Genomic DNA, 15,211 nt, shown 5'->3' with positions numbered 1-15,211 from the left:
GCTCGTTTGCCCTGCGGCCCGGTGCCGTGCCCACGGGCTCGCTTGCTCCCTACCGGTGTGGCCCGTGTGCCGTGCCCGCAGGCTTGCTTGCTCCGTACCGGCGGTCCCCAACTCTCTTGCCCCGCACCCATGCGGCTCGGCTCAGCGCCCTGAGGCTCACCTGCTCCGACCCGTGCGGGCCCCGGCTCCTTTGCTCCGCTCCCACGCCCCCGGACACACGTCGGCCCCGGAGCCAGGGGCTCCGGGGCCGACGTCCCGTGTTCGCGGCCTCGCTTCGGACCGTCCGGCTCAGTGGTCCTCGGGGGGCAGCGGCTCACTCCGCACGCGGCGTGAGGGCGGACCCGAGGCGAAGTCCGGCAGGGGCGGGCGCTTCGGTTTGAGGACCATCGGCCGCTTCTCCAGGGACCTGAGCGAGCGAGGACCGGTGCGGGGCGCGCGCTCCGTCAGGGGTTCGCGCTCGGGCTCCTGCCGAGCCACCGGCTCGGGCTCGGGCTCGGGGTCGTGCTCCGGCTCGGCCTCCGGCTCAGGTTCGTGGTCCGGCAGCGGCTCGGGCTCGGGCAGCGGCTCCGGCTCGGGCCGGGCGGCACCGGGCGGCACCGAACCCATCCGGAAGGCGGCCCGCACCTCGGGGCCGGTGTCGTGGTCCAGTGCCGGGGTCGGCCCCTCGGCCCCACCGGTCGCCCGTCCCACCAGGGGAGCGGCCTCGGCCGGGGTGTCGTCCTCGGGAGGGGTCCACACCGGGGGCACGTAGTCGGCCAGGGGAGAGGGGGCCGTGTGCTCGGAAGGCGGTTCCCAGAGGGGCGTCCCTCCGTGGTCGTCCACGGTCCCGGACTCCGCTCCCGCCGTCTCCTCCGCCACGGTGGGCAGATCCTCGATCTCGGGCAGGGCGCCGGACCCGGTCTCGCCCTCGGGCCACAGCTCCACGGGACCGTCTCCCCGACGGTCCTCCCGGGCTCCCCCGGCCTCGGAACCGGTTCCCTCCCCGGTGCCGGGCCCAGCGACGGCCGGTTCGGGGTCCGGCCGCTGCTCGGGCTGCGGTGTCCGTTCGGGCTCCGGGACGACCGGAGCGGGAACCGGTGCCTCCGCCTCGTCCGTGCTGGGGTCGGCCACCGGGGAGTCGTGCTCGAACCCCTCGTCAGCGAGGCGGTCGGAGTCCGTGACCAGGTCAGCGGAGTTCGCGGCCTCGTGCCCGACGTCGTGACCGGACTCGGCCTTGGCGTCGGCCTCGGACTCGGACTCGGGGGAGAGGGTCGGGGCGGGCACCACCGGCGGCTCGGCGGCCGCGCGCCTGATCGGGTTGTCGCCGTCACGGGCACGGCGAGGAAGCGGCAGCGCGGGCACGGAGGCCTCGCCGGGATCCTCGTGCCCGGCCTCCACAGTGGTGATCGGTTCCGTCGGGGAGTCCGCGTCGTCGGCGTCGGAACGGACGCCCCCGTCCTCGGAGAGACCCACGGAGCCGACCTCGACGGTCGCTCCGCTCTCCCGTTCGCGTTCCTCGACTTCGGCCCGCTCCGGCTCGGCTCGGGCCGCGCGCTCCCGCTCCTCCCGCTCGCGCTCCTCCTGTTCAGCGCGCTCCCGGTCCTCGCGCTCCCGGTCCTCGCGTTCGAGGAGTTCCTTCTCCTCCTCCCGCTCCTCACGGTCGCGGCGCAGAGTGGAGACGCGGGCGGGCAGCGGCGCCGTCCGGGACGCGTCCTCGGGCCCGTTCGCCGGGTCCTCGTCCTCGTCGTCCGAGCCCAGGCGCAGCAGCCGGGTCTTGAGCGTCTCCGTCCCGCGTTCGTCGCGGGGCGGGGCGTCTTCGGGCCCCGGACGCGGGCGCAGCACTGTGGCGCGGTCGTCGGCCGGGTTGGCGCGTGGACGACCCCGGCTGTTGCGCCTGCGGACGTGCGCGCGCACGGTGATCCACAGCAGGAACGCCACCAGCAGGGCGGCCAGCGGTGCCACCGCCACCACCACCTGGACGATCCCCTCGTGGTTCGCCGCGATGCGGTCCACCATGTCCATGCTGTGCAGCACCATCGGCACGGCCGCGGCGAGGATCAGCAGGGGGATGAGGACGACGTCCACCCAGAGACGCTCACTCGGCGGCGCCGCGCGCAGCACGTAGCTCACCCAGAAGGCCATGAGGACCAGCAGGGCGAAGGTCAGCGGGAAGACGTGCGGGAGGAAGCCGCCCTCGTGATGCACGATCAGGGCGAACCGGTAGATGCCGTTGTAGGCGATGACTAGGGCGCACAGGGCGATGACACTGACGAACACGGCGCCACCGACGAGAGCACCGGCTCCCGCGCCGCGATTCGCGGTCCGACCGTTCCGTGTCCCTGTCTCGGGGGCGTTGTTGAAAGGGGCCATCGTCACCGAAGCGTAGTCCAGGCGGTGCCACGAACACGAGATTCCGGCCGATTCCGGCTGCTACCCGACGCCGGTGCCGACGGGTGGGCTCCGCCGACCCGCCCCGGTCGGCGGAGCGTGCCGGGCGATCCCCCTCCGGAGAGGGGTCGGAACACCGGGTCATCTCACATCCGGCCGAGGCCGATACGGCTCGCCCCATATGAGTTCTCCGGGCTGTCCGGAGAGATCCGGACCGCGTCTCGGGGAGAACCCCGTACCAAAGCCGTGGTGCTTACTGGTTTGTGATGCCCCGGTCAGGGGAGAACGGATAGTCTTGACAACGTGAGTCTGCGCTTCTACGACACCAGTGCCCGACAGGTCCGAGACTTCACCCCCATCCGTGAGGGGTGTGCCTCCCTGTACCTGTGTGGTGCCACCGTGCAGGCACCCCCGCACATCGGCCACATCAGGTCCGGTGTCAACTTCGACATCCTGCGCCGCTGGCTGACCCACCTCGGGTACGCGGTGACGTTCTGCCGCAACGTCACGGACATCGACGACAAGATCATCCGGGTCGCCGCCGAGGAGGGCGTCCCGTGGTGGCAGGTGAGCGAGCGCAACCAGCGCGCCTTCACCTGGGCCTACGACACCCTGGGCTGCCTGCCGCCCACCGTCGAGCCGCGCGCGACCGGCCACGTGCCGGAGATGATCGAGCTGATGCGCCGCCTGATCGACGCCGGGCACGCCTACGCCGCCGACGACGGTTCGGGTGACGTCTACTTCGACGTGCGCTCGCACCCCGCGTACGGGGAGCTCTCCAACCAGCGCCTCGACCAGGTCGTGGAGTCCGCCGACTCCGACCCGGACCGGGACAAGCGGGACCCGCGCGACTTCGCCCTGTGGAAGGGCGCCAAGCCAGGCGAGCCCAGCTGGGAGACCCCCTGGGGGCGCGGCCGTCCGGGCTGGCACCTGGAGTGCTCCGCGATGGCCACCAAGTACATGGGCCCCAGCTTCGACATCCACGGCGGCGGGATCGACCTGATCTTCCCGCACCATGAGAACGAGCAGGCGCAGTCGCGCGCCGCGGGCGACGGCTTCGCCCAGTACTGGCTTCACAACGGCATGCTGGCCATCGGCGGCGAGAAGATGAGCAAGTCCATCGGGAACTCGCTGCTCATCCCGCAGGTGGTGCGCAAGGTGCGCCCGGTCGAGCTGCGGTACTACCTCGGCCAGGCCCACTACCGGTCCACCATCGAGTACTCCGACGCCGCGCTCCAGGAGGCCGCCGCCGCCTACCAGCGGATCGAGGGCTTCCTCACCCGTGCCGTCGAGGTGCTGGGCGCGATCACCCCGGCCGCCGACGTCCCGCCCGCGTTCACCGAGGCGCTCAACGACGACCTGGGCGTCTCCCAGGGGTTGGCGATCGTCCACGGCCACGTGCGCGAGGGCAACACCGCGCTCGCCGCCGGTGACAAGGAACGGGCCCAGGAGCTCGCCGCCGAACTGCGGACCATGCTCTCCGTGCTGGGCCTGGACCCGCTGAGCGAGCAGTGGTGCGGCGGCGGGGACCAGGGGCTGACCGAGGTCGTGGACGCTTTGGTGGCCGTCGCCCTCGAACAGCGCCAGGCCGCGCGCGGGCGCAAGGACTACGCGGCCGCCGACGCCATCCGCGACCAGCTGGCCGACGCCGGTGTGGTGGTGGAGGACACCCCGCAGGGCCCGCGCTGGGACCTGCGCAAGGGCTGAGCTCCGCCGTGACCGGGGCCGTGCGGGACCGGCCCCGGTACCGACGCGTGTGGTGCCGGGTCGGCACTAGGCTGGGAGTTTGCCGCCGCCCCTCGGCGCCGCGGCTACCCCATCGGCCGGAAGAGTCCTTCCGGCATGCTCGCGACACGTAACGGGAGGCGGCGACCATGCCGGCGAAGAAGAGTAAGAAGGGCCCCACGAAGGGCAGCGGCGGCAAGGGTCGGCGTTCCCTGGAGGCCAAGAGCGGCACCCTGCCCGCGGAGCAGCGGCACTGGTACGACGGCAAGCAGCGGCACAAGGCCAACAAGCGCGCCGCGCAGACCGGCGGCCCGGCGGCCTCGGACAGCCCCCGCAAGGAGCGCTCGCCCAACCGGCCGGACAACTCCGACCTCCTCATCGGCCGTAACCCCGTGGTGGAGGCCCTGCGCGCGGGTATGCCCGCCACCCGCCTGTTCCTGGCCAACAGCCTGGACCCGGACGACCGCGTCAACGAGGCAGCCAAGCTCGCGGGCGCCCAGGGCGTGGACGTGGTGGAGGTCAACCGCACCGACCTCGACCGTCGCTGTGAGAGCAACGGCCTGCCGGGCGCCACCCACCAGGGCATCGTCCTCCAGGTCCGCCCGTATCAGTACTGGGCGGCCGAGGGGCTGCTCGACAGGGCGCTGGCGTCGGACACCCCGCCGCTGATCGTCGCCCTGGACGGGGTCACGGACCCGCACAACCTGGGCGCCATCGCGCGTTCGGCCGCCGCCTTCGGCGCGCACGGCCTGCTCATCCCGGAGCGCCGTACCGCCAGCGTGACGATGTCCGCGTGGAAGACCTCCGCCGGAACCCTGGCCAAGCTGCCGGTGGCCCAGGCCACCAACCTGACCCGCACGCTGGAGATCTACAAGAAGGCGGGGCTGTTCGTCGCCGGTCTGGACGCGGGTGGCGACACCCAGCTGCCCGACCTGGAGCTGGCGACCGGCCCGCTGGTGATCGTCGTGGGTTCCGAGGGCAAGGGCCTCTCCCGCCTGGTCCGCGAGGTCTGCGACGTGGTCGCGAGCATCCCGATCAGCGGCGCCGAGTCCCTGAACGCCTCCGTGGCCGCCGGGGTCTCCCTCTACGAGGTGGCCCGTCGCCGCGGAGCCGACGCCGGCTAGTCCGGCACGGTGCCGAGTAGGCCACGCGGCGCCGGACCCGGTACCATTCTGCTGGGACGTACCGGGGCCAGGCGCTCCGGCGGTCGGCCGACGTAGCTCAATTGGCAGAGCAATCGCCTTGTAAGCGATAGGTTAGGGGTTCAAGTCCCCTCGTCGGCTCTCATGCTTCCTCTGGCCCGGTCACCCGACCGGGCCAGAGTCGTTCCGCGTGGTCAGCGGTGTTCGGGGTTGGCGTTCTCCGGTCGGCAGCCCGCGTCCCACGCCGCGCGCTGGTTGCCGTAGGCCGGGAACCCCCCGGCCCGGCGGATCATCGACGCCGTGTGCATCAGGTTGTGGGCCATGAAGCTGATGTTGCGGTTGGCGAAGTCGTTCTCCGGACCGCCGGAGCCCTCGTCCAGGTACGACGGACCGGGCCCGACCTCACCGACCCAGCCCGCGTCGGCCTGGGGCGGGATCGTGAAGCCGATGTGCTGCAGGCTGAACAGGATGCTCATCGCACAGTGCTTGAGGCCGTCCTCGTTGCCGGTGAGCAGGGTGCCGCCGACGCGTCCGTAGTAGGCGTACTGACCCTGGTCGTTGAGCACTCCGGAGTAGCCGTAGAGCCGCTCGATCACCCGGCGGGTCACGGAGCTGTTGTCACCGAGCCAGATCGGTCCGGCGATGACCAGGATGTCAGCGGCCAGGATCCGCTCCAGGAGTGCCGGCCACGCGTCAATCTCCCACCCGTGCTCGGTCATGTCCGGTCGGACACCGGTGGCGATGTCGTGGTCGACGGCGCGGAACTGGTCCACACTGACCCCGTTCGCCTCCATGATCGCCACGCTGCGGTCGATCACCCCCTGGGTGTGGCTGCGCTCCGGAGAACGGTTGAGGGTGCAGTTGACGTAGGTCGCGCGCAGCCCGGTGAAGTCGGGCCGCTCGGTGACGGAGGTGGTCAAGGGGTGTCCTTCCGGAAGTGGGTCCGTGCTGTTGCTGCGCGGGGCACGTGGCCGCGTGCCTGTTGGTGAATCAGCTATCAGGGATCCGCCGCCCGACCACCGCCGACACGGCGGCGACGCGCGAGGACCGTCTCCCCGCAGGTTGGGCGGGCTCCGACCTACCGCAGCACGGGGTGCCCGCTGGCGATCGAGACCCGGTTGAACGCGTTGATCAGGGTCGCCGTCCACTCCACGGCGGAGATCTGGGCTGTGGTCAGGTGGGCGGCCGCGCGGGCGTTGACGGCCCGCCGGTCGACGGCGGGGTCGATCACGGTGAGGGACTCCGCCAGTTCGAGCGCGGCCCTCTGCGCGTCCGTGAACAGGCGCGTCTCGCGCCACGCGGGCAGCACGTCCAGGGTGCTCTGCTCGATCCCGGCCTCGCGGGCCTTGGGGAGATGGATGCTCAGACAGGTCGCGCACCCGTTGATCTGGGAGACCCGGATGTTGACCAACTCGATGAGGTCGTCGCCCAGACCGGCCTCGTGGGACGCGGCCCGGGAGGCCGCGGCGGCCCTGAGCATCGCCCCGTAGACCTTGGGGTGCTCCTTGTCGATGTAGGGGCGCTCCGCGTTCACGCGTCACCCGCGTTCCGGACCGTCTCCTCGACGAGCGCGAGGTCGGCGGGTCTCGGTCGGCGGAACCTCCCGCCCTCGGCCCTGTACTCGTCCCCGTGCCTCTCCAGGTGCCTGGCGAAGAGCGGGCACACGGGCACGACGGTGAGGTTCCTGCGGATGCTGTCCGCCAACGCCTCGCGGACGAGCAGTCCGGCCAGGCCCCGGCCGCCGAACTCGGCGTCCACCTCGGTGTGGAAGAAGACCCGCTCGTCGGTGGCCCGTGGAGTGTCGACGAAGTCCGCGCGTCCGGCGAGGGTGCCGTCGTCCACGCTCACCGTGTAGGCGCCCACGGCACCCGTCCGGCGGAGGTCGACGGACACGGGCGCGCCGGTCCGGTCCGTTCGCTGTTCGGTCATGTCGGATACCTCTCCTGCTGCTCCGCCGGGACGCGGTTCGTCCCGGTCGATCGTGGTGTGGCCGAGGGTTCCCGCGTGCCCTGGGGCGTCACTCACGCGGTGCCGTCCGACCGTCGAGCTGGGGGTGGGGCGGCGGATTCCTCCTGGGACGCATCCGCACCGTCGGCAGGTCGGGGGCCGGAATCCTCATCATTCCCTCGCGGTTCCTGCCTGGTCCGCCGTGCCCCACGTACCCCTCGACGCGACCGAACCTCTCCCCGTGGTTCTGCCATTCCTCGCGGTAGCGCCGGATCTCCTCGGTCGAGCGGCCCAGGAAGTTCCACCACATGAGGACCTCCTCGCCGAAGGGGGTACCGCCCAGGAGCACGAGTCGGGCCGGTCGGTCGCCGTCGTTGGCCACCCGCAGGGTCCGGACACCCACACCCGTGTAGCCCATCGCGTCCCTGGGCACGTGCACGGATTCGAGCGTGACGTCCTCTCCCGTGTCGACCAGCAGTCCGTGCTCGAAGCGGGGATCGACGGGCAGTTCGAGGACGCCGCCGGGGTCGAGTCGGAGCTCGGCCCCCACCAAGGGCGTGTACGTGCGCACCGGCGACCGTGATCCGAGCAGGGAACCGAGGAACACGAGCGCCGATCCCGAGGCGAACTCGACGCGCTCGGGGGTGTGGCGTTCGAAGCCACGGTCCGGGCTGTGCCGGACCTCGTCCGGAAGGGCGACCCAGAGCTGCACTCCGTGGAGCCGTTCCGCCTCCGGGGTGGAGGTCTCCGAGTGGCAGATGCCCGCTCCCGCCGTCATCAGGTTCATCTGTCCGGGAACGACGATCGCGGCGTTCCCTCCGGAGTCGTGGTGGGCGATCACGCCGTCGAACAGCCACGTGACCGTCTGGAGGCCCGTGTGGGGGTGCGGAGCCACGTCCATCCCTCCGGTGGCCGCCGTGTCGTGGGGTCCGAAGTGGTCGACGAAGCACCACGCGCCGATCAGTGAACGCTGCCTCTGCGGGAGGGTGCGACGCACGTCGATCGAGCGGGGCCCGCCCAGGGGCACGGAGCGGGCGGTGATGATCTCCACCGGAGCTCCGCCCGCGTAAGAGGCCCGGGGGCCGGGGAGGCCCCCCTCGGCGCACACGAAGGCGTCCGGGTGGTTCTCCGTGGTGGTCATCGTGGTTCCTCTCCTGGTGCCTGGGTGCGGCCGCGGCGGACTGCCGGGGCCGGAACGGGGGGGCGGACTCCCGCGTCGGTCGTCCGGTCTCAGGCCCTCGCGGGCGGGGCCGTGCCCTCCGCCTCACGGGCGGCGAGAAGTGAGGCGTGCGTGGGGGCGTCGGGCACGTCGGTCGGCCGGTCCCTGGCGAACTCCCTCCTCAGGGTCGGCAGGACCTCCTCGCCGAGGATGTCGAGCTGCTCCAGCACGGTCTTCAGGGGGATGCCGACACTGTCGACGTTGAACAGCTGCCGCTGGTAGTCGCCGAAGCTCTCACGGAAGGTGAGGGTCTTGTCGATGACCTGCTGGGGGCTGCCGACGCTCAGCGGGGTCTCCTCCATGTACTGCTCCAGTGACGGTCCGCCGCCCATCAGGGGGGAGTGGTCGAAGTAGGGGCGGAACTCCCGTACGGCGTCCTGGGAGCGGGGCCGCATGAAGACGTGGCCGCCGAGCCCGACGATCGCCTGCTCGGCCCTGCCGTGGCCGTAGTGGGCGTAGCGCCTGCGATAGAGGCCGACGAGCTTCTGGAAGTGGCGCTTGGGCCAGAGGATGTTGTTGGCGAAGAAGCCGTCGCCGTAGAAGGCGGCCTGTTCGGCGATCTCCGGTGAGCGGATGGAGCCGTGCCAGACGAACGGCGGCACGTCGTCCAGCGGGCGCGGGGTCGACGTGAAGCCCTGCAGCGGGGTGCGGAACCTGCCCTCCCAGTTGACGACGTCCTCGCGCCAGAGCCGGTGCAGGAGGTTGTAGTTCTCCAGCGCCAGCGGGATGCCCTGGCGGATGTCCTGTCCGAACCACGGGTAGACCGGGCCGGTGTTGCCCCGGCCCATCATCAGGTCCACGCGCCCCTCGGCCAGGTGCTGGAGCATCGCGAAGTCCTCCGCGATCTTCACCGGGTCGTTGGTGGTGATGAGGGTGGTGGAGGTGGACAGGATGATGCGCTCGGTGCGGGCCGCGATCCAGCCGAGCATGGTGGTCGGGGACGAGGGCACGAACGGCCGGTTGTGGTGCTCGCCGGTCGCGAACACGTCCAGCCCGACCTCCTCGGCCTTCCGCGCGATGGTGACCAACGCCTTGATCCGCTCGTGTTCGGTCGGCGTCCGGCCGTCGGTGGGGTCGCGTGTCACGTCACCGACGGTGAAGATCCCGAACTGCATCGCACTCGTCTCCTGTGGTCGCCGTGTCGACCGGGGTGGTCGACGCGCTGGGTCGGACGTCGCCGCTCTCCGGAGCCGCGAGGGACGCGTGCCTCGCTGGCGGCGGCGCGCGGGTGGGCCGGAGTGCTCCGATGATAGATGACGCATCAACTTCATGATGCCCCGGTCTCCCGACGGGGGCGGATCCTGCGGCTTGACCCTGTTCCAGGAACACGGTGTCTGCTTGGCTCCGACGTGCTGGACGTAGCGAAGGAGTGGTCGTGGAACATCGTCGACGAGGAGGAACACGGATCCGGGTCGGGGCCGGGGTACTGGCGCTGACCGGGGTCCTGGCCGGGTGCGCGGCGGAGGAGACGGCCGCGTCCGATCTGGAGGCCTTCCACGCGCAGGAACTCGCCTGGGAGGAGTGCGCCGACTACCCGGACACGGCGGGAGAGGCCGCGCTCCTGGAACTGGCGCCGGGCGCGGAGTGCGCCCGCATGGAGGTGCCGCTCGACTACGAGGACCCCGAGGGCGAGCGGGCGTCGGTGGCGGTCCTACGGGTGCCCGCGCGGGGTGAGTCGACGGGATCGCTGGTGTACAACCCCGGCGGTCCGGGCGGTTCCGGGGTCGTGGGCGCCGCCCTGGCCTTCGCCGGGCTCGCGGAGAGCGAGATCACCGAGCGCTTCGACCTGGTCGGGTTCGATCCGCGCGGTGTCGGCGCCACCACTCCCGCCGTGGACTGCTACACGGACGAGGAGGCCGACAGGGGCGTCGTTCCTCTGGGGTCGCAGGGAACCACGGTGAGCTTCACCGAGGACGACACCCGGGAGATCATGGAGCGGTGCGCCGAGGGCACCGGCGGTGTGGAGGTCCTCGAACACCTGGGCACCCGGGACACCGCGCGGGACATGGACGTGCTGCGGGCGGTCCTGGGCGAGGAGGAGCTGACCTACTTCGGGCAGAGCTACGGCACCCGCCTGGGCGCCGTCTACGCCGAGCAGTTCCCCGACCGGGTGCGCGCGATGGTGCTGGACGGGGCGATGAGCCCGCTGGAGGGCAGCTTCGAGCGGCGGGTCAACGCGTACGCCGGGTTCCAGTCGGCGTTCGACGAGATGGCCGTGGCGTGCGCGGCCGAGGCGGACTGCCCGCTGGGCGCGGATCCGGAGGTGGCCACCGAGCGGTTCCAGGAGATCGTGCGTCCCCTGCGGGAGGACCCCGTGCCCGCGTTGGGCTCCGAGCTGGACTTCGACGGGGCGGTCGGCGGTGTCATCGCGGGGCTGTACTCCCCGCAGAGCTGGCCCCGGATCACCGAGGGGATCGCCGAGGTCGAACAGGGCCGGGGCGACGCCCTGATGCAGCTCATCTACGACTTCGGTCTGCGCGGCCCCGACGGGCGGTGGCCGAACTCGCTGGAGGCCAACCACGCGATCAACTGCATGGACGAGGATCGCCTGACCCCGGAACAGGGTGGTGAGCTGCGGGAGGCGACCTACGCCCAGGCACCCTTCATGGACCCGGGAGTGGACGTGACCGAGGGCGCGCGCGACGGGTGCGAGGCCTGGCCCGCCGAGCCCGAGCTCGGCTTCCCGCACGCCCAGGACGTCGAGGGACTGCCGGACACGCTTGTAGTGTCGATCACCGGTGACCCGAGCACCCCGCACGCGGGAGGGATCGAGCTCGCGGACACCCTCGGGAGCGCCCTGCTCACCGTCGAGGGCGAGGGGCACGGGATCGTCTCGCTGGGGACCAACGCCTGCGTGGACGAGGCCGCCGCCAGGTACCTGGTCGACCTGGAGGTGCCCGAGCCGGACGCGACCTGCACGCTCTGAGGGGGAGTCCATGGGCTGGAGCACGAGTGAGCTCGCCGCGATGGCCGGGACCACGGTGAACACCATCCGGCACTACCACCGGGTCGGCCTGCTCGACCAGCCGGAACGGCGGAGCAACGGCTACAAGCAGTACCAGGCGCGGCACCTGGCGCGGGTCCTCCAGATCCGCCGGTTGCGCGAACTGGGAGTGCCACTGTCCCGCGTGGACCGGATGGGGGAGGGCCCCGCGGACTCCGAGGACGCCCTGCGGGCCCTGGACGCCGAGCTCGCCGCCGGGATCGAGCGTCTGCGCCGAGCGCGGGAGGAGGTGGCGGCGCTGCTGCGTGAGGGCACGCCCACGGACGTCCCACCCGGATTCGAGGGCGTCGCCGAACGGCTGAGCGACGCCGACCGGGCGGTCATCGCGATCTCCAGCCGCTTCTACGACGAACGCGCGGTCGCGGACCTCCGCGCCATGATCGACGCGGAGCCGACCGACATGGACCAGGAGATGAACACCCTGCCGCCGGACGCGAGCGCGGACACGCGCCAGCGTCTGGCGGAGCGGGTGGCGGCGATCCTGGAGGAGCACCGGCGGAACCACCCCTGGTTGAGCGATCCGGATTCGCGGCTGACGATGCCCCGCGCCGTGGTCGAGAAGGCCGCGATGATGTCCGTGGCCGACCTCTACAACGAGGCGCAGCGGGACGTCATGCGCCGGGCCCTCCTCCTCCTGGAGGGGGAGGAGGGGTAGGGGCGGGGCCCACGCCCCGCCCCTCCGGTCAGCCGAGCTCCTTGATCTGCACGTCGCGGAACCACACGTCGGAACCGGTGTGGTGGTTCTGGAGGCCGATCCGGCCGGTCAGGTCCCGGTCGGGGTCGGCCCCCTCGCTGTCGAAGTCGTTGATCAGCGTGTCGTTGAGGTACACCCGCACCCGGTGGTCCTCGACGAGGATCTCGTAGGTGTTCCACTCACCCGGCGGGTTGAGGGCCTCGTCGCGGGCCTCGATGTCGGCGCCCTGGAAGTTGTAGATGGCGCCCGTGGTCAGGTGGGGCTCGTCGGTGGCGTCGATCTGGACCTCGAAGCCCCGGTTGCGGGCGGCGGGGTCGCCCTGCGGGTCGTCGACCCCGAGGTGCACCCCCGAGTTGTCGTCCCCGCCCATCTTCCAGTCCAGGGTCAGGCTGTAGTCGGTGAACTCCTCCGGATAGCTGGTGAAGCCCAGACCGCCGACGGAACGCATCGTGCAGTCGCCCTGGGAGACGAAGTCGCCGGGACCGGCCATCTCCCAGTCGGCCAGGCTCTCGGGGGTGCCGTCGAACAGCATCCGGTACCCCTCGTCGGGCTCCGCCGGGACGCAGGGTTCCTGCTGGACGCGCAGGTGGTCCCAGTTCACGTGCCGGTCGTCGTCCTCACCCGCGGTGACGGTGATGGTGTTGGCCCCCTCCCGGAGGTCGAGCTGCTCGACGTGGTCGGCCCAGACCTGCCAGACCTCGGTGGTCTCGACCGTGATCTGCCCCAGGTCCTCGCCGTTGACGTCCAGCGAGATGGTCTTGGGTCCCACGAACGGGTTGGGGCCGCTGGAGTAGCGGAACGTCACCGGGTGGGTCCCCGCCTCGTCCACGTGGACGTCCCAGGTCAGGGAGGCGCCGATGTTGCTGAAGCCGTCCACGAACCCCTCGCCGGTGTGGTGCGGGTGTTCGTTGGCGATACCCGCTCCGCCGCGCAGCCAGCCGTCCTCGGCCTCGTACAGGCCGATCTCGTTGGGCGGCGCCTCGTGGCCGGGGATGGTGTGGACGGTGTACCAGGCCTCGGTGCTCCACAGGTCGGTGCCGTCGGCCGCCGCGAACGGGCGGGGCGAGCGGACGTGCACCACCCGGTCCTCACGCAGGCCACCGACGTCCAGGCTGACCGTGTGCCCGTCCTCGGAGACGGAGGCGCCGGTGACGGAGAGGGACTCCTGGTTGCGCTTGGGGCCGCCGTACTGCGAGGTCGGGTTGTACGACCACTGGGCCACCTCGTAGCTCGCGGCGGCGTCGGCGACCACCTCCTCGGAGACCGGCTTGGTGTAGGTGAGGTCGAACCCGGTCTCCGTGATCTCCATGGACAGGATGTCCATGGCGTCCTCGGAGGTCGGGGTCAGCTTCTGGAGGCCGTAGGGAAGCTTGCCGGGCTGCTCCCAGTTGCCGCCGCCACCGATACCGCCCACATAGAAGTCTCCGTCGGGGCCGAGGGCCAGCCTGCTGACCCCGGACTCCAGACCCTGGGTCATCCGGAACACGGCGCCCTGCTTACGTCCCTCGACCTCCTCCAGGAAGCCGCGCTGGAGCCCTCCGTAGGTGACGTCACCGAAGAGGATCTGCCCCTCGAAGACGCCCGACTCCACCAGCACCGGGTTGGTGGGCGAGTTGGAGATCTCGTTGTGCGGCAGCCACAGGACGGGCTGGGTGACCGGCTGGTCGTCGAAGGGCCCGGCCGGAGTCGTGTAGTGGTTGTAGAACGCGCCCTCCTCGATCTCGACGATCTTGGAGGCGGGCAGCCAGTCGCCCTGGTTGTCGGCGACGAGGATCTCGCCCTCGGCCCCCCAACCGATGCCGTTGGGGGTGCGCAGGCCACCGGCGACGTACTCCACCTCGCCGGTCTCCTTGTCCACCTTGACGGAGGTGCCCCGGTTCTCCACGTGCTGGGGGACCGTGGTCCTGCCACCGGGGGTGATGGCCACGGAGAGGTTGAGGTAGTAGTGGTCGTCGTCGGCCAGGAGCCCGAAGCCGAACTCGTGGTAGGTGCCGCCGCTCGGCCAGGTGGCGATCTGCTCGGTGTCCTCGTAGACACCGTCGCCGTCGGCGTCGACCAACCGGCTGAGCTGGTGCTTCTCCGCGACGATGACCTCACCGTCCTCGACCAGCACCCCCTGGGGCTCGTTCATGTCCGTCGCGACCACCTCGGTCGTGATGTCGTCGGGGTCGGTGTCCTCGCCCACGGTCCCGTCGACGATCTCCACGGCGCCGTCGAAGCTCTCGCGGCCGGCCCAGGTCGTGATGACCATCCGCCCGTCCTCGAACCAGTCCATGCCGGTGACGGTGGGCTCGAAGCCCTCCGGGCGCAGGTCGGTCACGGTGTAGTTCGGGTGGACGCCCGCGAGGGGAGCCCCGTCCCCGGGACTCATGTCGGCGTCCGAGCACACCTTCACCCCGGGCGCGGTCACCCGGGTGACGTCCGCGTCGGTGGTGAGGACGTCCTCGGGGACGAGGGTGAACCCGTCCTCACCCGGGGGGCTCCACTCCAGCCGCAGCGCCTTGTCGAAGGCGCCCTGGAAGTAGTCGATGCGCAGGGCGTGCGCGCCCTCGGTGAGCTCGGCCGTTCCGTCGACGGCGGTCGGCGGTTGGCGCTGGTCGTTCTCGATGATCTGCTCGCCGTCGAGGTACAGGCGGGAGCCGTCGTCACTGATCAGGCGGAAGTCGTAGGTCCCGTCCGCGGGCACGTGGAGGTTCCCGATCACGTGCGCCATGAAGTTGTTGGCGATGCCGCCGAACTCCTCCGTGGTCTCGTAGTCGACGGTCTCGCGCAGGACGTCGACGTTCGGGGTCTGGCCCTCGACGAGGGTGCAGATCCGCTCGGGCTCGAAGCCCACGTCGAAGACCCGGAGGGTGACTCCGGGCTCCTGCGGGGGGAGGTCGGTGGGGAGGGCCAGCGCCGGGGCGGCTGGGAGGAGGGCCCCGGCGACCAGGGCGAACCCCAGGGTCGTCGCCAGGGAACGGCGTGGTCTCAGGAACATGAACAGACTCCCTCGTGCGGGTCGGGTGAGTACTGAACTCGGCGTGGCTCCGGGCGGGAGGGGCCCGGAGGGCACAACGGGGCAGGGCGAAGTGCGCGGGGAAGGGCGCGCCTGCCTGGCGGTTCGACGGGGT

11 protein-coding genes and 1 tRNA gene are annotated in these 15,211 nt (G+C 71.4%); 5 read left to right on the top strand and 7 right to left on the bottom strand.

The annotated features are described in order from the left end of the window. Nucleotides 1-288 precede the first annotated feature (288 nt). Nucleotides 289-2,256, bottom strand: a complete 1,968-nt coding sequence (locus tag ACFW3L_RS08610; protein ID WP_378737914.1) for a DUF2637 domain-containing protein — start codon at nucleotides 2,254-2,256, stop codon at nucleotides 289-291. Between the two features lie 414 nt (nucleotides 2,257-2,670). On the opposite strand from ACFW3L_RS08610, the gene cysS reads away from it, so the two are divergent. The 3 genes from cysS (at nucleotide 2,671) to ACFW3L_RS08595 (ending at nucleotide 5,375) form a co-directional block, all read left to right on the top strand. Then, nucleotides 2,671-4,074, top strand: coding sequence for a cysteine--tRNA ligase (cysS, locus tag ACFW3L_RS08605; protein WP_378737912.1), 1,404 nt, complete (start codon nucleotides 2,671-2,673; stop codon nucleotides 4,072-4,074). Nucleotides 4,075-4,241: 167 nt separating this feature from the next. Next, the gene (gene rlmB / locus ACFW3L_RS08600; RefSeq protein WP_378737910.1) at nucleotides 4,242-5,216 is read left to right on the top strand and encodes a 23S rRNA (guanosine(2251)-2'-O)-methyltransferase RlmB; all 975 of its coding nucleotides are present in this window, start codon (nucleotides 4,242-4,244) and stop codon (nucleotides 5,214-5,216) included. Nucleotides 5,217-5,302: 86 nt separating this feature from the next. After that, nucleotides 5,303-5,375 (top strand) — tRNA-Thr (locus ACFW3L_RS08595). A 53-nt stretch (nucleotides 5,376-5,428) separates the two neighbouring features. On the opposite strand, the gene ACFW3L_RS08590 is transcribed toward ACFW3L_RS08595, so the two are convergent. The 5 genes from ACFW3L_RS08590 to ACFW3L_RS08570 form a co-directional block, all read right to left on the bottom strand. Continuing rightward, a complete protein-coding gene (locus tag ACFW3L_RS08590) occupies nucleotides 5,429-6,154 on the bottom strand; it encodes a flavodoxin family protein (protein ID WP_378737908.1) in 726 nt (241 codons plus the stop codon). Between the two features lie 158 nt (nucleotides 6,155-6,312). After that, on the bottom strand, nucleotides 6,313-6,768 hold the full coding sequence (locus ACFW3L_RS08585) for a carboxymuconolactone decarboxylase family protein (RefSeq protein ID WP_378737906.1): 456 nt from the start codon (nucleotides 6,766-6,768) through the stop codon (nucleotides 6,313-6,315). Beyond that, nucleotides 6,765-7,163: a GNAT family N-acetyltransferase gene (locus ACFW3L_RS08580; protein WP_378737904.1), complete on the bottom strand. Its 399-nt coding sequence runs from the start codon at nucleotides 7,161-7,163 to the stop codon at nucleotides 6,765-6,767. The genes ACFW3L_RS08585 and ACFW3L_RS08580 overlap by 4 nt, the downstream gene beginning before the upstream one ends. Nucleotides 7,164-7,251: 88 nt before the next feature. After that, on the bottom strand, nucleotides 7,252-8,322 hold the full coding sequence (locus ACFW3L_RS08575) for a pirin family protein (RefSeq protein ID WP_378737902.1): 1,071 nt from the start codon (nucleotides 8,320-8,322) through the stop codon (nucleotides 7,252-7,254). 89 nt (nucleotides 8,323-8,411) lie between these two features. Then, the gene (locus ACFW3L_RS08570) at nucleotides 8,412-9,515 is read right to left on the bottom strand and encodes an LLM class flavin-dependent oxidoreductase (RefSeq protein ID WP_378737900.1); all 1,104 of its coding nucleotides are present in this window, start codon (nucleotides 9,513-9,515) and stop codon (nucleotides 8,412-8,414) included. 260 nt (nucleotides 9,516-9,775) lie between these two features. On the opposite strand from ACFW3L_RS08570, the gene ACFW3L_RS08565 reads away from it, so the two are divergent. Beyond that, complete coding sequence (locus tag ACFW3L_RS08565) at nucleotides 9,776-11,326, top strand: alpha/beta hydrolase (RefSeq protein ID WP_378737898.1); 1,551 nt, start codon at nucleotides 9,776-9,778, stop codon at nucleotides 11,324-11,326. A 10-nt stretch (nucleotides 11,327-11,336) separates the two neighbouring features. Beyond that, on the top strand, nucleotides 11,337-12,059 hold the full coding sequence (locus ACFW3L_RS08560; protein ID WP_378737896.1) for a MerR family transcriptional regulator: 723 nt from the start codon (nucleotides 11,337-11,339) through the stop codon (nucleotides 12,057-12,059). 28 nt (nucleotides 12,060-12,087) lie between these two features. Here the strand turns inward: ACFW3L_RS08560 and ACFW3L_RS08555 are convergent, their stop codons facing one another. After that, nucleotides 12,088-15,078 (bottom strand): family 16 glycoside hydrolase, encoded by a 2,991-nt coding sequence (locus ACFW3L_RS08555; RefSeq protein ID WP_378737894.1) that lies wholly within the window; start codon nucleotides 15,076-15,078, stop codon nucleotides 12,088-12,090. Nucleotides 15,079-15,211: the final 133 nt, after the last annotated feature.

It is taken from the genome of Nocardiopsis sp. NPDC058789 (assembly GCF_042745575.1).
GTDB classification, from domain to species: domain Bacteria; phylum Actinomycetota; class Actinomycetes; order Streptosporangiales; family Streptosporangiaceae; genus Nocardiopsis; species Nocardiopsis eucommiae.
This window is presented reverse-complemented; position numbering and strand designations above follow the sequence as displayed.